The organism is Hydrophilobacter chitinilyticus, assembly GCF_049860745.1.
Classification (GTDB): domain Bacteria; phylum Pseudomonadota; class Gammaproteobacteria; order Burkholderiales; family Burkholderiaceae_C; genus Rhodoferax_B.
In genome coordinates this window covers 4692938-4714209 of sequence record NZ_CP187561.1, presented here as the reverse complement: position 1 = coordinate 4714209, position 21272 = coordinate 4692938, and the positions used below count along the sequence as shown (strand labels likewise).

Below are 21272 nucleotides of genomic sequence, written 5' to 3'. Positions count from 1 at the left end.
TGGGGACTCAATGCGCCCGCAGGTCGGACAGAAAACGTTTCGCTCGGGGATGCTGTGGGTTGCTGAAGAACTCTTGCGGTGTGGCCGTCTCCAGGATGCGGCCCGCGTCCATGAACCAGATCTGGTCGGCCACTTCGCGGGCGAAGTTCATCTCGTGGGTGACACACATCATGGTCATGCCGTCGTTGGCCAGGCCCCGCATCACCTGCAACACCTCGCCCACCATTTCGGGGTCGAGTGCGCTGGTGGGCTCGTCGAACAACATCGCGGGCGGCTCCATGGCCAGGGCGCGCGCAATCGCCACGCGTTGCTGCTGGCCACCGGAGAGCTGCGCCGGGTAGGCACCGGCTTTGCTGGCCAGGCCCACACGTTCCAGCAGTTGCTGGGCCTTGGTTTTGGCGTCCGTCCGATTCACGCCGCGCACACGCATCGGCGACATCATGATGTTCTCCAGCACCGACAGGTGTGGAAATAGGTTGAAGCTCTGGAACACAAAGCCGATGCGGCTGCGCAGGCGGTTCAGCGCCATGCTGGTCATGGGCGCGTGGATGTCGTTGCCGTCAAACAGCAGTTGGCCCGACTTCACTTCTTCCAGCCGGTTCACCGTGCGGATGAGCGTGGACTTACCCGAGCCCGAAGGCCCGCACACCACCACCACTTCGCCTTTTTTGACCTCGGCATTGATGTCGATCAAGGCGTGATAGCTGCCATACCATTTGTTGATTTCGTTGAAGCAGATCATGGGGAACTCTCAGGATGCGTGAAATGGTGTGGTCAGGTTTCAGCTGGTGTGGCTGTAGCAGGCAAAGTGCTAGGGGGAGTGCCAAGTTGCCCTTGGCGCTTGCGCATCACACGCCGCTCCAGCCACTTGGCCAACTGCGTGAGGCTGTAGCACACCACGTAGTACGTCACCGCCAGAATGAAGAACACATGGAACGGCTTGGTCAGCAACTGGTTGTTGATCTGGTTGGCCGCGAAGGTCAGCTCCTGCACGTTGATCACATAGCCCAGCGTGGTTTCTTTCACTGCCGAGACAAACTGGCTCAGCAAGCTGGGCAGCATGTTGTAGAGCGCCTGCGGCAAGATCACCGCCCACATGGCCCCCAGGTAGCTGTGGCCCAAAGCGCGCGCCGCTTCCAGTTGGCCGCGTGGCAGGGCTTGAATGCCTGCACGTACCACTTCTGAGAGATAAGCGCCTTCGTAGATCACCAGCGTGCACAGCATGGTGGTAAAGCCGGATACGTTGCGGCCAATCAGCAGCGGCACCAGAAAGTACACCCACAAGATGACCATCAGCAGCGGCACACCGCGCACCACATACACCAGGGCCGTGGTAGGCCAGCGCAAGATGCGCCAGGGCGACAAGCGTGCCAGTGCGATCAGCACGCTGAGCGGGAAGGCCAGCGCAATGCCCAGCACCGACAGCACCAGCGTGCAGACGATGCCGCCCATGGGCCCGTTGGGGTACTGGCCTACCAACAGCAGCAGCCAGTTGTCGCGAAGAATGTTGTAGAGATCGATCATGACAACTTCGCCTATCGTGCGCCAGCAATGCTGTAGCGCTTGGAGAGCCACGCCCCGGCGGCCATGATCAGCAACGAGAAGCCCAGGTACACCAAGGTGGCCACCAAATAAGCCTCGAAGGTGCGGAAGCTTTGGCTCTCAATCTCCTTCACGGCGTGGGTCAACTCGGCCACGCCAATCGCCATGGCCAGGCTGCTGTTCTTGAACAGCGAGACGCTGTGGTTCACCAAGGCCGGCACGGCGTTGCGCACCGCTTGCGGCAAGATCACATAACGCATGGAACTGATGTAGCTGTGGCCCAAGGCGCGGGCGGCTTCGGTTTGCCCATCGGGAATGGAGCGCAGGCCCGAGCGCAGGTCTTCACTGAAGTAGGCCGCTTGGCACAGGCCGAGCGCGATGATGGCAAACAAGGCTTCGCCGTTGTGCTCGGACAGCCAGGCTTGCACATCGTTGGGCAACAGGCTGGAGATGCCGAAGTACCACAGCATCAATTGCACCAGCGTGGGCACATTGCGGTGGTAAGACACATAGGCTTCCACCGCGCGTTCAGCGATGCGGCTGGGCATGAGCCGCACGATCAGCAGCACCAAGGCCAAGGTCATCGCCAAAAGCCAGGAGCCTGCGGCAATTTGCAGCGTCATCCGTATGCCCTTGAGGAGCATGGCGCCGAACTCAGCGTTCAGCAGGATGGCCATCAGGTCGAAGTTTTTCATGCGTGACTTCTGAGGGACGTGGGGGTGTCGTGTGCCTGCGCGGCTTTAAGCCTGTGGGCGTTCTGGACGTGTGGTCGACAAGCCGCCGGGCACTTGCAGCGTGGGGGTGATTTCCATGTGGCCCACGTTGACTGCAATCGGTGCCGAAATGGCGAAGGCAATGGCGTTGGCAATGTCTTCGGCCTGGGGCAACTCAAAGCCTTCCACAAAGCGTTCGCGGATCTCGGCACTGTCGCCATGCACGTGGGCAAAGATGTCGGTGGCCACGCGGCCGGGGCAGATTTCGGTGACGCGCACACGCTTGCCGTAAGCATCGATGCGCAACTGGCGCGACAACATGCTCACCGCCGCCTTGGTGGCGTGGTAGGTGCTGTTGCCACCGAAGTTGTAGGCCGCGGCAATCGAGCTGATGTTGATGATGTGGCCACGGTCGCGTGCCACCATGCCGGGCAACGTGAGGCGGCAGATGTGCAGCACGGCGCGCAGGTTCACGTCGATCAGCAGGTCGATGCCTTCTTCGTCGGCTTTCAAGATGGAGCCGGGGCGGTCTACACCGGCGTTGTTCACCACCACGTCAAAAGCCACCTCTTGGGTCAGGCGTGTGACGCTGGCTAGGTCGCTGACGTCGATGGCGTGGGGAATGCAGCCGGTGCGTGCGGCCAGTTCGCTGAGCTTGCCTGCGCTGCGCGCCAGGGCGTGCACTTGCAGACCCTCTGCACACAGACGTTCGACGGTGGCCGCGCCGATGCCCGAGGAGGCGCCGGTCACGAGGGCTGTTTTGTAATCGGAAAAAGGCATGTCAGGTTTCTTTCTTTTCTGGACGATGGAGACGGCGGTACTGGGTTTTTGCAGTGGGCCGTGTCTCGTATGAACTCACTTTATCGGCGCGACACCAATCGCGCCAAGACGGATTGGCTGTGAGGCGATAAGCTACCCTTATGCTGCGCCGCAACAGTGCACGGCCAGACACGCAGGCGCCAAATTGGTGCCGTACTTTCTGTAGAGAAAAGGGCGCTGGTCGCTTTCATGGCGACTGTCTTGAGATGGGGACGATACGTCCACCAACGGCTTCAATCTTGGCCCGCACAGCGGCCGCCAACGCCACGGCGCCGGGCGTGTCGCCGTGCAGCAGGATGGAGCTGGCACGCATGGGTATTTTGCGTCCGCTGTAGGCGGTCACGGTGCCTTCTTCCAGCAATTGTGTGACGCGGGCCAGCACCTTGGCGCTGTCGTGGATCACCGAGTCCGGCAGCTTGCGTGGCACCAGTAAGCCGTTGTCGTCGCAGGCGCGGTCGGCCAAGAAACTGCTGGCCACACGCAGGCCGTGGTGGTCGCCTGCGCTTTCAATGGCCACACTGGCTGAAGAGCTGATGATCAAGCCCGGATCGAAGCGCGCCACGGCTTCCACCAGTGTCATCGCCAGGTCGGCATCGGCCGCTGCCATGTTGCCCAATGCACCATGAAAGCTCATGTGGGTCATGCGCCGGCCGCAGGCTTGCGCAATGCCAGCCAGGGCTCCCAACTGGTAAACCACAATGCTGGCCAACTCGTGTGTGTCGATCTGCATTTGGCGGCGGCCAAAACCCCCCAGGTCGGGAAAGCCCACGTGGGCGCCGATGTCGATGTCGATCCCACGCGTGGCCGCCAGGCGCACCGTGCGCTCCATGATGACCGGGTCGCCCGCATGAAAACCACAGGCGATGTTGGCAGATGAGATGATCTTCAGCAGTGCTTCGTCGTCGCCCATGCGCCAAGGGCCAAAGCCCTCGCCCAGGTCGGCGTTCAAGTCGATGTCCATTGCTTGCTCCTTAAAACGCGTTGGCCTAGGGCGCAACGCTGATGTCCACCAGCGGCGTGCCGTAGCCCACCGTGCAGCCTGGCGGCACGTGCCAGTCGCCAGTCCAGCCGTCGCATGGGGCGCGCACTGGCAGCAGCAACAGGCCCACCTGCATCAGCGCGATCAGGTCGCCGGCTTGCACCGTGCTGCCAGGGGGGCACAGTGGTGTGCTGCGGCCGGGGATGCGGTCGAGCAAGACGCCCAGCGAGCCCGCCCGCACGCTGACGTGGTCGGATGTTGTGGCGGCCATGGGCGCGGGGGCCGCTGGCTGCTCTACAGCAGCACCCTCACGGTGAATTTCCACCTGCACGGTGGGGCCGCGCAGCTCCAGCAAATCGATGTCGGTGGCGGCCAGCCATTCGGCCAGTTGGCGGATGTCTTGGGTCTGCATCGTCAGCTCCTTTGTAGCGCCCAGCGCTGCAGTTCAATCAGGCGGCGTGCCTCGTCCAGCCAGGCTTGCACTTCGTCGAGTGCGGCGATGGCGGTTTCATAAGTGGCTTCTATAAAACGCACACGGCTGCCGATGGCCGCCTGCCCCAGGCGCCACAGGTCGGCCTCGATCACGGTGCCAAATTTCGGGTAGCCGCCCGACGGTTGGGCGTCGCGCATCTGCACGATCGGTTGTCCGCTGGACGGCACCTGGATCACGCCCGGCACGATGCCATGCGAGCGAATTTCCATCGCCGCGATCGGCACCAGTGGCGTGCCTTGCATGCGGTAGCCGTAGCGGTCGCTTTGCGCGGTGATCTTCCATTCGCCGGCCCAAAAGGCGGCGCGTGAATCTTCTTTGAAGCCGGTGTATTCGGCGGCGGGCAGCACACGCATGGCGGGCAGGCCATCACGTGTCAACGGCAGGGCCAGAATAGGTGGCAGCACACCAAAATCAACTGCGGGCGCGAGGCCGGGCTTGGCCGCGCGCAACACATCGCCTTGGCGTACAGCGCGGCCATCGAAGCCGCCAAACGCGCCGCGCAACTGGGTGCTGCGCGAGGCCAGCACTTCAGGCACGTCAATGCCGCCAGCCAGCGCGACATAGGCGCGGCTGCCGGTGCCCGCCAGCGGCAGGCCCAGCGTCAGCACCTGGCCTTTGCGCGCCTGGTGCACCCACCAAGGGGCAAGCATTTGCTGGTCAAGCCGCGCTTGGCAATCGGCACCGGTGAGAGCGAAGGCGCAGTCTTCGGTGAAGCGCACTTGAAACGGGTAGACCGGCACTTCGAGTGCGGCAGCACCGGTGGGGTTGCCTAGCAACAGGTTGCCTACGGCCAAGGCCAGTTGGTCCATGGCACCGGCCGTGCCCACGCCAAAGCGCAAGCTGCCCAGACGGCCCGCGTCTTGCACGGTGGCGAGTGCGGTGGAGGAAAGAATTTCAATCATTGAGGGCCTGTTAACACTATGGATGCAAGTGCGAACGTGGTTAGAAAAGCGCCAATCAAGGCGCGGGGTGACGGCCAGGCGTCCGCCTGGCCTAGACCTGCAACGCGGAGTGGCGGTTTTCTAACCACGTTCCCTCCGGGTTGCAGTCCAAAAGACCAGCCGCAGCGTTGCAAAGCCTTGCCGGGGTTCACCCCGGCTGCGTTTTGCGCCTCGCCTCTGGCCTTTTGAACAGCAACGCATCTTGTATCCATGGTGTTAACAGGCCCTAACGATGTCCTGAACACGAAAGCGCACGCAGTCGCCCGGCTGCAATACGGCCGGTGGGTCTTGCTCGGGGTGGAAGAAGTCCATGCTGGTGCTGCCAATGGTGTTCCAGCCGCTGGGGCCGGCCGAGGCCGATACACCCGTCTGCACACCCCCAATGGAGACCGAGCCGCCCGGCAGGTTGACGATGGGCACGGCGCGGCGCGGCGTCGCGATACGCTCGTCCATGCCGCCCAGATAGCAGTAGCCGGGGTGGCTGCCCAGCGCATACACCGGGTAGAGCGGTGCGCAGTGCAATGCCACCACTTCGTCGATGCTGAGGCCGGTGTGCGCCACCACGTCGGCCAGGTGTGGGCCACCCACGCCGCCATACACCACCGGCAGTTCGATGATGCGGCCTTGCAGTGGCAGCGGGGCCGTAGCTTCCCAGGCTTGCAGCACGGTGTTTTGCAACGCTTGCAGCGCGGCCAGCGTGCGTGGGGGCTGGGCGAAGGTCAGCATCAGGTTGTTCATGCCGGGCACGGCTTCGCGCACTTCGGGCAAGGCCTGCAGTTGGCCGGCCATGGCCCAGATGCGTTGCTGTGGCGCCAGTGCCAGGGCACCCGGCGCCTCAAATAGCAGCGCCGTGGTGCCCAGCAGCGTCACGTTGGGTTGGGTGGTGTTGGCGTTATGCATGGGCGCCTTTAGAGACTGCGCGCTCTGCGCTGCGTTGCTGCAGCCAGCGTTCAAGGTGGTGAATGTCCACACCGCCTTGCTGAAAGCCGGTGTCTTCAATGATGTCGCGGTGCAGCGGCAGGTTGGTGGCTATGCCGCCAATGTGCATTTCGGCCAGCGCCAGGCGCATGCGTGCCAGTGCATCGGCGCGCGAGCTGCCATGCACGATGAGCTTGGCGATCATCGAGTCGTAGTAGGGCGGCACGCGGTAGCCTGCGGTGACGTGCGAGTCGACCCGCACCCCAAAGCCGCCTGGGGGCTGCCAGGTGCTGATGCGGCCCGGCGCGGGTGCAAAGGTTTCGGGGTTCTCGGCGTTGATGCGGCACTCCAGCGCGTGGCCAAAGCAGGCCACCTGGTCTTGCGTCAACGCCAGGTGTTCGCCGCGCGCCATGCGGATTTGCTGCTGCACGATGTCGATGCCGGTGGTCATCTCGGTCACCGTGTGTTCCACCTGCAGCCGCGTGTTCATCTCGATGAAGAAGAACTCGCCGTCTTCAAACAAGAACTCAAACGTGCCCACGCCGCAGTAGCCAATCTGGCGGCAGGCTTCGGCACAACGTGCACCCACGGCGGCCAAAAGCATCGGGTCGATGCCCGGGGCGGGCGCTTCTTCCAGTACCTTTTGGTGGCGGCGTTGCAGCGAACAATCGCGGCTGCCTAACCACAAGGCGTGGCCGTAGCGGTCGCACAGCACCTGGATCTCCACGTGGCGCGGGTGGCCGAGAAACTTCTCGATGTAGACCTCGGGGTTGCCAAAGGCGCGGCGCGCTTCTTCGCGGGTCAGGGCCATGGCGTCCAGTAACTCGCCCTCGGTCTGCACGATGCGCATGCCGCGCCCGCCACCACCGCCGGCGGCTTTCACCATCACCGGGAAACCGATGTCGCGCGCGATCTGCAAAATGGCGGCGTTGTCGTCGGGCAGCGAGCCATCGGGCCCGGGCACGCAGGGCACCCCGGCCGCGCGCATCGCGCTTTTGGCGGCCACCTTGTCGCCCATGGTGCGAATGCACTCAGACGGCGGGCCGATGAACACCAGGCCAGCTTCTTCTACCCGCGCGGCAAAACCGGCGTTCTCAGACAAAAAGCCATAACCAGGATGGATGGCCTGCGCGCCGCTGACCTTGGCCGCGTACAAAATCGCGGCCTGGTTCAAGTAGCTTTGGGCCGGAGACGCGGGGCCAATACACAGAGCCTGGTCGGCCTGCGCCACGTAGGCCGCGTCGCGGTCGGCTTCAGAGTAGACGGCCACGGTGCGTAGCCCCAGGCTGCGGCAGGCGCGCTGAATGCGAAGGGCGATTTCGCCGCGATTGGCGATGAGCACAGTATCAAACATGGTGCTCAGGCCAATCGCAGCAATGGTTGACCCGCTTCCACTTCCTGCCCCGACTCGACCAGCAAGGCCTGCACGGTGGCATCGTTTTCAGCGCGGATTTCGTTGAACACCTTCATGGCTTCCACCACACACACCACTTGCCCGGCTTGGATCGATTGGCCAGCGGCCACGAAGGGCGGCGCGTCGGGGGAAGGGCGCCAGTGCACCACACCATACAAGGGCGTGGTGATCTCGTTGGCGGCGGGCGCTACGGGTGTGGCGACGGAGGCTGCGACCTGGCGCGGCGTGGTTGTGGCCACGGGCTTTGACGGCGGCTGGCTGGTAGGCGTTGAAGGGGCGGCCTGCGTGGCTGCTCCTGTCGACCCTCCTTTTTTCCGTACCAGCCGGAGCTGGATGCCGTCGCGCGTCAGCGCCATTTCACTGAGATCCGACGCGGCCATGGCGTCGATCAAGGTCTTGATTTCCTGTAGATTCATCTCGGGTTTCCTGCCCTCGCGGGCGGCGTTCACACGCTGTGGTTCAGCGTGTTCAATGCCTCTAAGTTACCGAGAGATGGCCCGCGACGCCAAGACCGTTTGGCTTTGCCGGGATAAGAGCGCCTTATGGGTTGGGGCAATGCTGAACAAATCCCTCTCGGCGCCCGCATCCCTGGTGAGGGCAGCCTGCGGCGTTGCAAATCCTCGCCATAGCTGCTGCTATGGCTGTGGTTTGCGCCTAGCAGTCCCTCCCTCACCAGGGCGCGGGCATCCGAGGTGACTTGTTCAACATCGCCCTAGGCGACGGAGGTAAGAGTGTTGGTTTTCTCTGTGATGGCGCCCGGGGCCGCATCCACCAGCAGATCGTTCACCAGTTCGAGCAGGATCTCGCGCACGGCTTGTGCGGGCTCAGACAGCGGCAGGTGGTCCGACTGGCACAACGCCAGCGGCGCTTCGATCACGGGTTCAACAATCTTACTTTGCCACGCCATGCCCGACGCCACAAAGCTGCGCGCAATCGAGGCCGGCAGAATCGTCGAGCCCAGGCCATCGGCAATCGCCGCCGTGAGCGTGATGGCCGATTCGACTTCGGCCACCACACGCGGCGTCATGCCGGCGCGCATGAAGGCTTCGTTGACCAGCTTGCGCACGATGTTGTAGGGGCGCGGCAGCAGCAACTGCACATCGGCCAGGGCTTCAAGGCGAATGTTCTCACCGGGTTGGGGTTCGGTGGCGGGCCCTACCAGGTACAACTCTTCCTTCACCAGCGGCAGGAACTTGAGGCCGTGGATGGCCTTGTCGCCATACAGCACGGCCAAGTCCATGCGCCCGTTCATGATGAGTTCACTTAGCGTGGTGCCGTAGTTTTCGTTCAGGTACAGCAAGATGCCGGGGTGGCGCGCACGCACGCGGCGCAAAAGGGGCAGCGCCAGCGTGGCGGCTGCGGTGCCCGGGGCCACGCCCACCGACACCTGGCCCGACAATCCTAGGCCCGCAGCGGCCATGTCGCTCATGGCCTGGTCGCATTGGCGCAGGATTATTTGGGCATGGCGGTACAGCGCCTTGCCGGCTTCGGTGGGGGTGACGCCGCGTTGGGTGCGTACCAGCAACTGTTGGCCGACTTCGGCTTCGAGTGTGGCGAGTTGCTGGCTCAGGGCTGGCTGCGCGATGAACAACACTTGGGCAGCTTGCGTCAAGCTGCCGATGTCTACGATTTTGACGAAATATTTGAGGCGGCGCAGGTTCATACGCGAGATGCAAGCAAAAGGCGAGCCTAACATTTGCTTATGGGAGCGGGCAGGGGGCTAACCCCATGCAAGAGGCCCGCTGACAGAGGCGTAAAACGCGTCATAAGCTCTTCCTATATCTCCAGAGCGATCTTGTCTTGGCTTTCCAAAACGACAACGCGTAACGTTCGGGCCTATCACCACAGCCATGCGCACCCATCAATGCCGTGGCTTTGCCGATTTCACAGCCCGAAGGAAATGCCGTGTCCCGTTCCAGAATCGCCGCGCGCGTGCGCCGCATCAAGCCATCCCCCAGCAGTGCCGCCGCCGACCGCGCCAGCGAACTCCGCCGCCAAGGCCGCGACATCGTCAACCTGGTGGTGGGCGAACCCGATTTCGACACCCCGGCGCACATCCGCGATGCGGCCTGCGCAGCCATTGCGCGCGGCGAAACGCGCTACACCATGTCGGCCGGCACGCCCGCGCTGCGCCAAGCCATCTGCGACAAGCTGCTGCGCGAAAACGGCCTGCAATACAAACCCAGCGATGTGGTGGTGACCTGCGGCGCCAAACACGCCATCTTCAACGCCTTGTCGGCCACGCTGGAGCCGGGCGACGAAGTGATCATTCCGGCGCCGTACTGGGTGTCGTACCCCGACATGACGTTGGCCTGCGATGGCACGCCCGTTGAGGTGGTCTGCCGCGAAGACGATGGCTTTCGCCTGACGGCTGCTGCACTTGAAGCCGCCATCACGCCCAAGACCCGCTGGCTGTTGCTGAACTCGCCCACCAACCCCACCGGCGCGGCCTACAGCGCGGCCGACCTGCGCGCCCTGGCTGACGTGCTGTTGCGCCATCCGCAAATCTTGCTGATGACCGACGACATCTATGAACACATTCGCTTCGACGGTGAAGTGTTGCCGCACATTGTCGCCATCGAGCCACAACTGCGCGACCGCACGGTGGTGATCAACGGTGTGTCGAAAACCTACGCCATGACCGGCTGGCGCATCGGCTACGCGGCCGGCCCCAGCGACCTGATTGGCGCCATGGAAACGCTGCAGTCGCAATCGACCAGCAACGCCTGCACCATCAGCCAGGCCGCTGCGCTGGCCGCGCTGCAGGGCGACCACAGTTTCCTGAAAGACTTTGTGGCGGTGTACCGCCAACGCCGCGACCGCGCGCTGGAGTTGATCAACGCCATTCCTGGCCTGAGCTGCCGCACGCCGGGCGGCGCCTTCTACTTGTTCGTCAACTGCAGTGGCCTCATCGGCCGCACTACACCGGCCGGCAAGGTGCTGGAAAGCGATGTGGACGTTGCGCTGTACCTGCTGGATGCCGAGGGCGTGGCCATGATCCCTGGTTCTTCGTACGGCGTGGCGCCGTATTTCCGCATGTCGATTGCTACCAGCATCGCCGTCATCGAAGAAGGCTGCCTGCGCATCGGCCGTGCGGCTGCGGCACTGCGCTGATTATTTCTATCAAAACGAGACACGAAAGCACACCCATGGAATACAAAGCTCTGCGTAAAAACGCCTCTGCCCCGCAAGTCGCCGCCAAGGTTCTGGACGCCCTGCGCGACCTGCCTGTGGCCGCTCTCAGCGACAACATGCACCGCAACATTGGCACCTCGGGTCTGCACCCTTACCACCGCCCGGGCAAACAAACCATGGCCGGCACGGCCGTGACCGCACGTTCACGCGGCGGCGACAACCTGACCTATCTGCGCGCGCTGGAGTTCTGCCGCCCCGGCGATGTGCTGGTGGTCGACGCGCAAGGCGACCTGAACAACGCCGTCGTCGGCGGCATCCTGTCGTTCTATGCGGCCAAGATCGGGCTGTCGGGCATCGTCATCGATGGCGCCATCCGCGACGTTGCAGAGATTCGCGACCGCGACTTCCCTGTCTATGCACGCGGTGTGACGCACCGAGGTCCCTACAAAGATGGCCCTGGCGAAATCAACGTGCCGATCAGCGTCGGCGGCATGGTGGTCAACCCTGGCGACATCGTGGTCGGCGACCAAGACGGTTTGCTGGCAATCGTGCCCGAAGACGCAGAGCGCCTGATCGAGAAGGCTCGGGCCGTCCTGGTGGCCGAAGAAAAAACCATAGAAGCCATGCGCGAAGGCCGTTGGGACCGCAGCTTCATCGACGCACTCGAAGCGCGTTGCAACAACTGATCCGTCCGACCTCATTCCTGCCCCTGACTTATGCGACCTTCCGTACTGGCCACCCGCGCCACTTTCCCCGACATTGCCGACCGCCTGCGCGCACACTTTGATGTCACCGACAATCCCAGCGACACCATCTGGAGCCCGGCCGAGTTGATGGCTCGGCTGCAAGGCAAGGCTGGCGTGATGAGCACCGGCAGCGAACGTATCGATGCTGATCTGCTCGACGCCTGCCCCGACCTCAAAGCCGTGTGCAACGTGGGCGTGGGCTACAACAACATCGACGTCGCGGCCTGTACGGCACGCGGTGTGGTGGTGACCAACACGCCCGACGTGTTGACCGAAACCACGGCCGACTACGGCTTTGCATTGATGATGGCGACCGCGCGCCGCATTGCAGAGTCCGACCGCTTCGTGCGCTCAGGCGACTGGACCAAAACCGGCATCCACGACCACTTTGTGGGCGGCGACATCCAGGGCGCGACCCTCGGCATTTTGGGCATGGGCCGCATTGGCCGTGGCATTGCGCGGCGCGGTGCGCTCGGCTTCGGCATGCGTGTGGTCTACCACAACCGATCAAAGCTGGATGCGGCGCAAGAAGCCGAGTCGGGCGCGCAGTATGTGGACAAGGCCACACTGCTGAAGGAGGCCGACCACCTGGTCTTGGTGCTGCCGTATTCGCCGTCGTCGCACCACGCCATTGGCGCGGCTGAGTTGCGACAGATGAAACCCACCGCCACCCTGACCAACATCGCGCGCGGCGGCATCGTGGACGACGCGGCGCTAGCCACTGCGCTGCGCGCGGGCACCATTGCGGCAGCGGGCCTGGATGTGTTTGAAGGCGAACCCAAGGTGCACCCCGATTTGCTGACCGCACCCAACACGGTGCTCACGGCGCACATCGGCAGTGCCTCGGTGCGCACGCGGCGCGCCATGGCGGCCCTGGCCATCGACAACCTGATCGCCTCGCTGGGCTTCGGCCCGCAAGCCGGTGTGCCGCTCACGCCGGTCAACACCGTCAAATCACAAACGCGGGGCTGACATGGCCGCGCTGATGAATGCCACGGGGGCTCCGGCTCCCGCGATGGAGGCCGCCTGTCGTTTGCTGGTGATGGGCGTTTCGGGCTGTGGTAAATCGACCCTGGCCGCACAATTGGCGCAGGGACTCGGCGGCCAGTTGATCGAAGGTGATGATTACCACCCGGCCGCCAACGTCGACAAGATGCGGCGCGGCATTGCGCTGGAAGATGCCGACCGCTGGCCATGGCTCGACCTGCTGGGCGCGCGATTGGCGGCTTCTACTGGCCCTGCGGTGCTCACCTGTTCTGCCTTGAAGAGAAGCTACCGCGATCGCCTGCGCGCGGCGGTGCCCGGCTTGCGCATTGTTTTTCCGCAGTTGGATCTGCCCGAGGCCACGCGCCGCCTGGGCGCGCGCAAGGGCCACTTCTTTCACCCCAAGCTGGTCGTCAGCCAGTTTCTGACGCTGGAGCCGCCCGTAGGCGAGCCCGATGTTTTTCGGATCTCGGCGCTGCTAGCGCTGTCCGACCAGACCAGAGCCGTTGCGCACTGGCTGCAGTCCACCGCACCAGAGGGTAGTCCTCTGGTTTTCACTTTCAAAGAGTTGGCCTTGCCGTGAATACATTCCTTCAAAAATTCGACCTCACCGGGCGCACCGCGCTCATCACCGGTTCTAGCGCAGGCATTGGTTTTGCGTTGGCGCGTGGTCTGGCACAAGCTGGCGCCGCGATCGTGCTCAACGCGCGCAGCAGCGAAAAGCTGGAAGCTGCCGCCGCCACGTTGCGCGCCGAAGGTGCCACCGTGCACACCGCCGCTTTTGATGTGACCGATGGCGCAGCCGTGGCCAAGGCCGTGGCGCATATCGAGAGCGATATCGCCCCCATCGACATCCTGGTGAACAACGCCGGCATGCAACGCCGTGGCCCGCTAGATCAGTTTGAAGAAGCGCAGTGGCACGAGCTCATGAAGACCAACGTGGACAGCGTGTTCCTCGTGGGTCAAGCCGTGGCGCGTCACATGATCCCGCGCGGGCGCGGCAAGATCGTCAACATCTGCTCGGTGCAAAGCGAACTGGGACGCCCCGGCATCGCCCCCTACACCGCCAGCAAGGGGGCCGTGAAGATGTTGACCAAGGGCATGGCGATTGACTGGGGCCAACACGGCATCCAGGTCAACGGCCTGGGCCCGGGGTACTTCAAGACCGAGCTGACCGATGCGCTGGTGAAAAACACCGAGTTCACGCAATGGCTGGTGAACCGCACGCCGTCGCGCCGCTGGGGCGATGTGGAAGACCTGGCGGGCGCTGCCGTGTTCTTGAGCAGCGATGCCTCCAACTTCGTCAACGGCCACATCTTGTACGTCGATGGTGGCGTGACCGCCACGCTCTGAAAGGAACAGACCCATGGAAGCTTTAGTCATTCACGCCCCCGGCGACCTGCGCGTCGAAACCTTTCCGACGGCCGAGTTGGGCCCCGGCCAGTTGCGTGTGCGTGTGCGCTGTGGCGGCATTTGCGGCTCGGATCTGCACTACTACCAGCATGGCGGCTTTGGCACCGTGCGCATCCAGGAGCCGATGGTGCTGGGCCACGAGGTGGCCGGTGTCATTGACGCCGTGGGTGAAGACGTGGTGGGCTTCGCAGCGGGTGAACGCATTGCAGTCAGCCCCAGCCGGCCTTGCGGTATGTGCCGCTACTGCCAAGAGGGTTTGCAAAACCATTGCCTGGACATGCGCTACTACGGCAGTGCCATGCGCAACCCGCATGTGCAAGGCGCTTTCCGCCAGGAGATCGTGGTCGAAACCCACCAAGCGCACAAACTCACCGACAACGTGAGCGACGGTGAAGGTGCCATGGCCGAGCCGCTGTCCGTGGCGCTGCACGCGGTGCGCCGCGCGGGGCCGCTGGTGGGCAAGAAGGTGCTGGTCACCGGCTGCGGGCCCATCGGCGCGTTGCTGATCATCGCTGCGCGTCGCGCCGGTGCCGCGCACATTGTGGCCACCGACGTGAGCCAGCACACGCTGGGCAAGGCGTTGAAGGTGGGCGCTGACGAAGTGGTCAATGTGGCTGAAGAACCCGATGGCCTGAAGCGCTTCACGGCCGACAAAGGCAGCTTCGACGTGTTGTTTGAAGCCAGTGGCAACGAGCGTGCACTGCGTGGCGCACTCGACGCGCTGCGCCCACGCGGCATCATTTTGCAAGTGGGCCTGGGGGGCGACATGAGCTTGCCCATCAACATGATCGTAGCCAAAGAGTTCGACCTGCGCGGTGCCTTCCGCTTCCACGAAGAGTTCGCCATGGCGGTTAATTTCTTGAACAAGGGTTTGATCGACGTGAAGCCGCTGATCTCGGCCACGCTGTCGTACCGCGACTCCGCCCGCGCCTTTGCGCTGGCAGCCGACCGTTCACAAGCCATGAAGGTTTTGTTGAACTTTGATTGATGTTTGTTGACAGCTAGGCGGCCCCGTTCGCCGCAGGTTCTGAAACTTCCAAGGAGACACCATGCTGATAGGCGTGCCAGTGGAGACGGTGGCGGGGGAGACGCGGGTGGCGCTGACGCCCGAGACGGCGAAGAAACTCAAAGCCCAGGGCCATACCCTGCGGCTGCAAAGCGGGGCTGGCGTGGCCGCGAGTGCGCCGGACGACGTGTACCAGGCGGTGGGCGTGGAGATCACCGATGCCGCAGGCGCCTTTGGCTGCGACCTGGTGCTCAAGGTTCGCGCCCCCACGGCTGCTGAACTCCCGCTCCTCAAACCTGGCACCACCATCGTCGGCATGCTCAACCCCTTCGATGCCGAGGGCCTGCAACGCCTCGCCGCTGCCGGCGTCACCGGCTACGCCCTGGAAGCCGCCCCGCGCACCACGCGCGCGCAAAGCATGGACGTGCTCTCCAGCCAGGCCAACATCGCCGGCTACAAAGCCGTGGTGCTGGCGGCCAACGCCTACCAACGCTTTTTCCCCATGCTGATGACGGCGGCTGGCACGGTCAAGGCCGCCCGCGTCGTCATCCTCGGCGTCGGTGTGGCGGGTTTGCAGGCGATTGCCACCGCCAAACGCCTGGGCGCGGTGATCGAAGCCAGCGACGTGCGCCCCAGCGTCAAGGAGCAGGTGGAATCCTTGGGCGCCAAGTTCATCGACGTGCCCTACGAAACGCCGGAAGAGAAAGAAGCCGCCGAAGGTGTGGGCGGTTACGCCAAACCCATGCCGCCGAGCTGGCTGGCGCGGCAAAAGATCGAAGTGGCCAAACGCGTGGCGCAAGCCGACGTGGTGATCACCACCGCACTCATCCCCGGAAGAGCGGCCCCGGAGCTGGTGAGCGAAGACATGGTCAAGGCGATGAAACCCGGTTCCGTTCTTGTTGACCTGGCCGCTGGCAAGGGGGCGAACGGAACCGGCGGCAACTGCCCGCTCACCGTGGCCGACCAAACGGTCGTCGTGCACGGCGTCACCCTGATTGGCGACACCAACCTGCCGGCCCTGGTCGCCGCCGACGCCTCGGCCCTGTACGCACGCAACGTCCTCGACTTCCTCAAGCTCATCGTCACCAAGGAAGGCACGCTGCACCAGGACTTGAACGACGACATCGTCGCCGCCTGCCTGATGACGCACGGCGGCGAAGTCAAGCGCAAATAAAAGGATAAAAAACCATGGACGCTGTTTCCCCCACCCTGATCAACCTGATCATCTTTGTGCTCGCCATCTACGTGGGCTACCACGTGGTCTGGACGGTGACCCCCGCGCTGCACACCCCGCTGATGGCCGTGACCAACGCCATCTCGGCCATCGTCATCGTCGGCGCCATGCTGGCCGCTGCGCTCACGGAAACCACGCTTGGCAAGACCATGGGTGTGCTGGCCGTGGCGCTGGCGGCGGTCAACGTCTTTGGCGGCTTTCTGGTGACGCGCCGCATGCTGGAGATGTTCAAGAAGAAAGAGAAAAAAGCACCTGCCGCAGAACAAGGAGCCAAGCCATGAGCGCCGCACGGCCGTCCGAAGGCGCGGGCCCCCTGTTGGGGGTGCGTGAAGCACACGCAGTGGCAAGCCTGGGGGAGAACCAATAATGTCCATGAACTTGGTGACTTTGCTGTACTTGATCGCCAGCGTGTGTTTCATCCAAGCCTTGAAAGGCTTGAGCCACCCCACGACCTCCATCCGTGGCAACCTCTTCGGCATGAGCGGCATGGCGATCGCCACGCTGACCACGGTCGGCCTGATTTACACCCATGCCACCGCCTTGCAGCGCAACCCGGTGGAAGGCCTGGTCTACGTGGTCGTGGCCCTGCTGGTCGGTGGCACGGCCGGCGCCCTCATGGCCAAACGGGTCGAGATGACCAAGATGCCTGAACTCGTCGCCTTCATGCACAGCATGATCGGCCTGGCGGCGGTGTTCATCGCCGTGGCCGCCGTGGCCGCCGTGGCCGAACCCTGGGCGTTTGCGATTGCCGCCAAGGGTGAAGCCATCCCCGGCGGCAACCGCATCGAACTCGCCTTGGGGGCCTTCATCGGTGCCGTGACCTTCAGCGGCTCGGTCATCGCCTTCGGCAAGCTCAGCGGCAAATACAAGTTCCGCCTGTTCCAGGGCACACCGGTCAGCTTCCCCGGCCAGCACAAACTGAATCTCGTGCTCGGCCTGGCGGCGGCTTTCTTCATCTTCGGTTTCTGGCACAGCCAAAGCTGGATGGACGTCTGCCTGGTCATCGCCCTGGGTTTTGCGCTGGGTGTCTTGCTCATCATCCCCATCGGTGGCGCCGACATGCCCGTGGTGGTGTCCATGCTCAACAGCTACTCGGGTTGGGCGGCGGCCGGCATCGGCTTCAGCCTGAACAACAGCATGCTGATCATTGCCGGCAGCCTGGTGGGCAGCTCTGGCGCCATCCTCAGCTACATCATGTGCAAGGCCATGAACCGCTCGTTCTTCAACGTGATTGGGGGTGGGTTTGGGGGCGATGCGACGGCCGCATCCGGCGCGGCCGCCGTGCAACGCCCGGTGAAAAGCGGCAGTGCCGACGACGCCGCCTTTGTGCTGGCGAACGCCGAGACCGTGGTCATCGTGCCTGGCTACGGCCTGGCGGTGGCGCGCGCGCAGCATGCGGTGAAGGAACTGGCGGCCAAGCTGACCGAGCGCGGCATCACCGTCAAATACGCCATCCACCCGGTGGCCGGGCGCATGCCGGGCCACATGAACGTGCTGCTGGCCGAGGCCGAGGTGCCCTACGACCAGGTGTTCGAGATGGAGGACATCAACGGCGAGTTTGGCCAGGCCGATGTGGCCATCATCCTGGGGGCCAACGACGTGGTCAACCCGGCGGCGCACACCAAGGGCAGTGCGATCTACGGCATGCCCATCCTCGAGGCCTACCGCGCCAAGACCGTGATCGTCAACAAACGCAGCATGGCGGCGGGCTATGCGGGCCTGGACAACGAGCTGTTCTACATGGACAAAACCATGATGGTCTTTGGGGACGCTAAGAAGGTCGTGGAGGATATGGGGAAGGCCATCGAGGCGTAGTGGCGGAGGGGGTTATCGCACGTCGACAAACCCGCCCGCGCGGCGGTGCTCATCCGGCGTCACACCGGTCATCCGCCGGAACATCGCAATAAAAGCCGAGGCGCTGGCGTAACCCAAATCCAGCGCCACGCTTTCCACCTTGGCGCCCGACTCCAGCAGGGGCAGTGCTTTGACCACACGCAAACGCTGCCGCCATTCGGCAAAAGACATGCCCAGATCGCTCTGGCAGCGACGGCTGAGGGTGCGTTCGGTGGTGTGGAAGGCGGCTGCGAGCTGTGCCAGCGAGCGTTCATCACCCGGCTGCTCGTCGAGGGCTTCTAACACCTTCTGCAGCACTGCATCTTGCGAACGCGGCAAGTAGCTGCCCACGCTGCGCGCTTGCGTGAGTTGATCGACCAGCACCTGGAGCAAGCGTTGGTCTTCAGGACGCTGCGGCAGGCCGGGCGGCTGCAGGCGCAAATTCTCCAGCAGCGCGCGAGTGAGGGGGCTCACGGTCAACACGCAGGTGTTTTGCGGCAGGGCGGTGCAAAGGTTGGCCGTCACGTACAAAGAACTGAACAACGACTCCTGGCGGTTCAGCCCACGGTGCTCGACCTGCGGCGGCAGCCAGATGCCGAACTGTGGCGGCGCCACGTAGTGCTCTTCGGCAAGCTTCACCTCCATCACCCCACTGAAAGAGTAAACGAACTCGCCCCAGGCATGGCGGTGCACGGGATAGCTCGCGTGTGCCGCCATCTTTTCCGCACGGAAGACGATGGGTGCAGGCAAGGCATCGCGGTACGGCGGCGACAGCAGGCTGTTGGCGGGGCTTGGTTGTCGGCGGGGCATTTGGTGATTTGCGCAGTGGGTCGTTTGTCGGAATGGCAGCATGGATTGTCTGAAATTCTCTACCTGTTTGAAACAAGCCAATTCGACAATCGCTGATCTCGACCAAAACCGCACTTGCCCCCTCGCCCATGGATACCCGACTTGCTCTAGACCGCCGCGCCATCGGCCTGATGTTGCTGCTGTGCCTCACCTGGAGCCTGCAGCAAATTTCGCTCAAGGCCGTGGCGGATGATGTGAGCCCGATCTTGATGGTGGGCTTGCGGTCTGGCGGTGCCGCCTTGCTGGTGGCCGCGCTGATGTGGTGGCGCGGCGAGGGCTTGACGTGGCGCGACGGGCGTTGGCGCCCTGGACTGGTAGTAGGCGCACTGTTCGCGTTCGAGTACCTGCTGGTGGCCGAGGCCCTGCGTTTGACCCACGCTTCACACGTGGTGGTGTTTCTCTACACCGCGCCCATCTTCGCCGCGCTGGGCCTGCATTGGAAATTGCCGGCGGAGCGCTTGCACGGTTTGCAGTGGGTCGGCATTGGCATTGCGTTTGCGGGCATTGTGGTGGCGTTTTTGGGGCGTGGCCCGGGTGGCGAGGCCATGGGGCGCGATGTGTTGCTGGGCGACGTGTTGGCCTTGTTGGGCGGTGCGGGCTGGGGCGCCACCACGGTGACCATTCGCTGCTCAAAACTGTCTTCCGCACCGGCGACCGAGACGCTGCTGTACCAACTGGTCGCTGCCTTTGTCTTGCTGGTGCCAACGGCGTTGCTGCTGGGGCAGGGCCACTTTGTGCCCACGCCACGGGCATGGGGCCACCTGGCGTTCCAGACCATTGTGGTGTCGTTTGCCAGTTTCTTTGTATGGTTCTGGTTGCTGCGCCGCTACCTGGCCTCACGCTTGGGCGTGTTCTCTTTCGCGACGCCGGTGTTTGGCGTGGTGCTTGGCATTGGCTTGCTGCATGAACCGGTGGAGACAAGCTTCGTCATCGGCAGCGGGCTGGTGTTGGCCGGCATCTTGCTGGTCAGCGGCTATAGCTGGTTGCTGCAACTGCGCTGGTTGAACAAACGTACCACGAAGAAAAGACACCCTGCATAAGTTGTGCTTACGCAGGGTGTGAAATTGCCCGCAAGGGCAAGGAGACAAACTATCGCCGATAGACCCGTGGCCCCTGCAGTGCATGAGAGTCCATGCCGCTGAATCTGCACAAGCCACAACGTCAACCCAAGCTTATCGCTGAAGCCCGCATCGGCCAAAGAAGCAAATCGTGTTTGGTTATACGCCACGGCGTGGCTCCGGGCACATGCAAAGCCGACGATGTTCAGGCGTCGTTCACGCGCCAACCATCGAGCGCAAAGTCGCGCTCGATGAGTTTTTCGCCCAACAGGAAACTCTTCACTTCCCCCAGCAGCGCCACGCCTTCGGGCGGATAGGCCACCTCGGGGAAGTGCGACAAGGGGTGCGAAATTTTCACCACCTCTACCGGGAAGCCGCTGACCTCGGCGTGGAAGGCGTAGTAGGCCTCGCTGTCGCGGCGAATGTCGGCCAGGGCCGCGCGCCGGGCGCGCGTCCATGCGGCGGCCAGGCCGGGGCGTGCAGCCAGCAGTTTGTCGGACGCCACGATCACCGACGTGCCGCGCAGGTTGGGGTGTTGCTCGGCTTGGTCGATGACCGGGTAGCCACGCGAAGCCAGCAGGGGGCCGGTGTCGATCTGCGCCGCAAAGGCGGCGATGGCGCCCTTGTCGAGCGCGGCTTCACCATCGCGCGGAAACATGTGAATCACCTTCACCGATTTCTGCAGGCCGTTCTCCTTCAGCAAGCCGAGCACATAACGGTGCATGTAAGAGCCGCGCGCCACGCCGATGGACTGGCCGTCAAGCTCCTTCACGCTGCGCACGCCGTTGCGTGGCGTCAGCAGCCACACGTTCAAACCTACCGAGTCGAAACCGATGAGTTGCGTCTCCAGGCCGCGCGCACGTGCCACGATGGCCGGGGTGTCACCGTAGATGCCCGCGTCCAGCGCACCGGCGAAGAAGGCTTCGTTCAGATCGGGGCCGTTGGGGAAGTTGCGCGTCACCACGTCCTTGATGCCCAGCGGCGCCAGTTCGCGCAGCAGGTGGCCCTTTTGCAAAGCCCAGCCCGTGGCGGCCGCAGGCTTTTTGCCGGGGCCGATGTAGCCTAGGCGCAGCACGCTGCTGTCGGCCGTTTGGGCAATGGAGAAGCCGGGCAGCGTGCTGGCCACAGTTGCACCGGCGGCGGTCAGCAGCAAGCGGCGGCGCGAGGAAGAGGTGATAGATCGTGAGAGTTTCAT

Annotated in this window: 23 protein-coding genes; 10 read left to right on the top strand and 13 right to left on the bottom strand. The window is 63.7% G+C overall.

Going from position 1 to position 21272, the window contains the following annotated elements:
• Positions 1-7: 7 nt before the first annotated feature.
• The 11 genes from ACPWMG_RS20915 to nac form a co-directional block, all read right to left on the bottom strand.
• Complete coding sequence (locus ACPWMG_RS20915) at positions 8-742, bottom strand: amino acid ABC transporter ATP-binding protein (protein WP_483301440.1); 735 nt, start codon at positions 740-742, stop codon at positions 8-10.
• Positions 743-774: 32 nt separating this feature from the next.
• On the bottom strand, positions 775-1524 hold the full coding sequence (locus ACPWMG_RS20910) for an amino acid ABC transporter permease (RefSeq protein ID WP_483301439.1): 750 nt from the start codon (positions 1522-1524) through the stop codon (positions 775-777).
• 11 nt (positions 1525-1535) lie between these two features.
• The gene (locus ACPWMG_RS20905; protein WP_483301438.1) at positions 1536-2237 is read right to left on the bottom strand and encodes an amino acid ABC transporter permease; all 702 of its coding nucleotides are present in this window, start codon (positions 2235-2237) and stop codon (positions 1536-1538) included.
• Between the two features lie 45 nt (positions 2238-2282).
• Positions 2283-3035: an SDR family oxidoreductase gene (locus tag ACPWMG_RS20900; RefSeq protein WP_483301437.1), complete on the bottom strand. Its 753-nt coding sequence runs from the start codon at positions 3033-3035 to the stop codon at positions 2283-2285.
• A 226-nt stretch (positions 3036-3261) separates the two neighbouring features.
• On the bottom strand, positions 3262-4035 hold the full coding sequence (locus ACPWMG_RS20895; protein ID WP_483301436.1) for a LamB/YcsF family protein: 774 nt from the start codon (positions 4033-4035) through the stop codon (positions 3262-3264).
• A gap of 25 nt (positions 4036-4060) precedes the next feature.
• On the bottom strand, positions 4061-4465 hold the full coding sequence (locus tag ACPWMG_RS20890; protein WP_483301435.1) for an acetyl-CoA carboxylase: 405 nt from the start codon (positions 4463-4465) through the stop codon (positions 4061-4063).
• 2 nt (positions 4466-4467) lie between these two features.
• On the bottom strand, positions 4468-5448 hold the full coding sequence (locus ACPWMG_RS20885) for a 5-oxoprolinase subunit C family protein (RefSeq protein WP_483301434.1): 981 nt from the start codon (positions 5446-5448) through the stop codon (positions 4468-4470).
• 255 nt (positions 5449-5703) lie between these two features.
• The gene (gene pxpB, locus ACPWMG_RS20880; protein ID WP_483301433.1) at positions 5704-6387 is read right to left on the bottom strand and encodes a 5-oxoprolinase subunit PxpB; all 684 of its coding nucleotides are present in this window, start codon (positions 6385-6387) and stop codon (positions 5704-5706) included.
• Positions 6380-7759: an acetyl-CoA carboxylase biotin carboxylase subunit gene (gene accC, locus ACPWMG_RS20875; RefSeq protein ID WP_483301432.1), complete on the bottom strand. Its 1380-nt coding sequence runs from the start codon at positions 7757-7759 to the stop codon at positions 6380-6382. Before accC ends, pxpB begins: the two co-directional genes overlap by 8 nt.
• Positions 7760-7764: 5 nt before the next feature.
• Complete coding sequence (accB, locus tag ACPWMG_RS20870) at positions 7765-8235, bottom strand: acetyl-CoA carboxylase biotin carboxyl carrier protein (RefSeq protein WP_483301431.1); 471 nt, start codon at positions 8233-8235, stop codon at positions 7765-7767.
• A 296-nt stretch (positions 8236-8531) separates the two neighbouring features.
• Complete coding sequence (gene nac / locus ACPWMG_RS20865) at positions 8532-9482, bottom strand: nitrogen assimilation transcriptional regulator NAC (RefSeq protein WP_483301430.1); 951 nt, start codon at positions 9480-9482, stop codon at positions 8532-8534.
• A gap of 242 nt (positions 9483-9724) precedes the next feature.
• Here nac and ACPWMG_RS20860 point away from each other — a divergent pair, with 242 nt between their 5' ends.
• The 9 genes from ACPWMG_RS20860 to ACPWMG_RS20820 all read left to right on the top strand — a co-directional run bounded on the left by ACPWMG_RS20860 (position 9725) and on the right by ACPWMG_RS20820 (position 18152).
• Positions 9725-10933, top strand: a complete 1209-nt coding sequence (locus ACPWMG_RS20860; protein ID WP_483301429.1) for an aspartate transaminase — start codon at positions 9725-9727, stop codon at positions 10931-10933.
• Positions 10934-10968: 35 nt separating this feature from the next.
• Positions 10969-11640, top strand: a complete 672-nt coding sequence (locus tag ACPWMG_RS20855) for an RraA family protein (RefSeq protein WP_483301428.1) — start codon at positions 10969-10971, stop codon at positions 11638-11640.
• 30 nt (positions 11641-11670) lie between these two features.
• Positions 11671-12672 (top strand): 2-hydroxyacid dehydrogenase, encoded by a 1002-nt coding sequence (locus ACPWMG_RS20850; RefSeq protein WP_483301427.1) that lies wholly within the window; start codon positions 11671-11673, stop codon positions 12670-12672.
• A 1-nt stretch (position 12673) separates the two neighbouring features.
• Complete coding sequence (locus ACPWMG_RS20845; RefSeq protein ID WP_483301426.1) at positions 12674-13267, top strand: gluconokinase; 594 nt, start codon at positions 12674-12676, stop codon at positions 13265-13267.
• Entirely contained in the window at positions 13264-14037 is a 774-nt protein-coding gene (locus tag ACPWMG_RS20840; RefSeq protein WP_483301425.1) for a glucose 1-dehydrogenase, read from the top strand. The genes ACPWMG_RS20845 and ACPWMG_RS20840 overlap by 4 nt, the downstream gene beginning before the upstream one ends.
• Positions 14038-14050: 13 nt before the next feature.
• Positions 14051-15085, top strand: a complete 1035-nt coding sequence (locus tag ACPWMG_RS20835) for an L-idonate 5-dehydrogenase (protein ID WP_483301424.1) — start codon at positions 14051-14053, stop codon at positions 15083-15085.
• A gap of 61 nt (positions 15086-15146) precedes the next feature.
• Positions 15147-16277: a Re/Si-specific NAD(P)(+) transhydrogenase subunit alpha gene (locus ACPWMG_RS20830; protein ID WP_483301423.1), complete on the top strand. Its 1131-nt coding sequence runs from the start codon at positions 15147-15149 to the stop codon at positions 16275-16277.
• A 14-nt stretch (positions 16278-16291) separates the two neighbouring features.
• A complete protein-coding gene (locus ACPWMG_RS20825; RefSeq protein ID WP_422830335.1) occupies positions 16292-16618 on the top strand; it encodes an NAD(P) transhydrogenase subunit alpha part 2 in 327 nt (108 codons plus the stop codon).
• 85 nt (positions 16619-16703) lie between these two features.
• Positions 16704-18152 (top strand): NAD(P)(+) transhydrogenase (Re/Si-specific) subunit beta, encoded by a 1449-nt coding sequence (locus ACPWMG_RS20820; protein ID WP_483301422.1) that lies wholly within the window; start codon positions 16704-16706, stop codon positions 18150-18152.
• A 12-nt stretch (positions 18153-18164) separates the two neighbouring features.
• Here the strand turns inward: ACPWMG_RS20820 and ACPWMG_RS20815 are convergent, their stop codons facing one another.
• Positions 18165-18980, bottom strand: a complete 816-nt coding sequence (locus ACPWMG_RS20815) for an AraC family ligand binding domain-containing protein (protein ID WP_483301421.1) — start codon at positions 18978-18980, stop codon at positions 18165-18167.
• A 128-nt stretch (positions 18981-19108) separates the two neighbouring features.
• On the opposite strand from ACPWMG_RS20815, the gene ACPWMG_RS20810 reads away from it, so the two are divergent.
• Positions 19109-20059 (top strand): DMT family transporter, encoded by a 951-nt coding sequence (locus ACPWMG_RS20810; RefSeq protein ID WP_483301420.1) that lies wholly within the window; start codon positions 19109-19111, stop codon positions 20057-20059.
• A 223-nt stretch (positions 20060-20282) separates the two neighbouring features.
• Here ACPWMG_RS20810 and ACPWMG_RS20805 read toward each other — a convergent pair whose 3' ends face one another.
• On the bottom strand, positions 20283-21272 hold the full coding sequence (locus tag ACPWMG_RS20805) for an ABC transporter substrate-binding protein (RefSeq protein ID WP_483301419.1): 990 nt from the start codon (positions 21270-21272) through the stop codon (positions 20283-20285).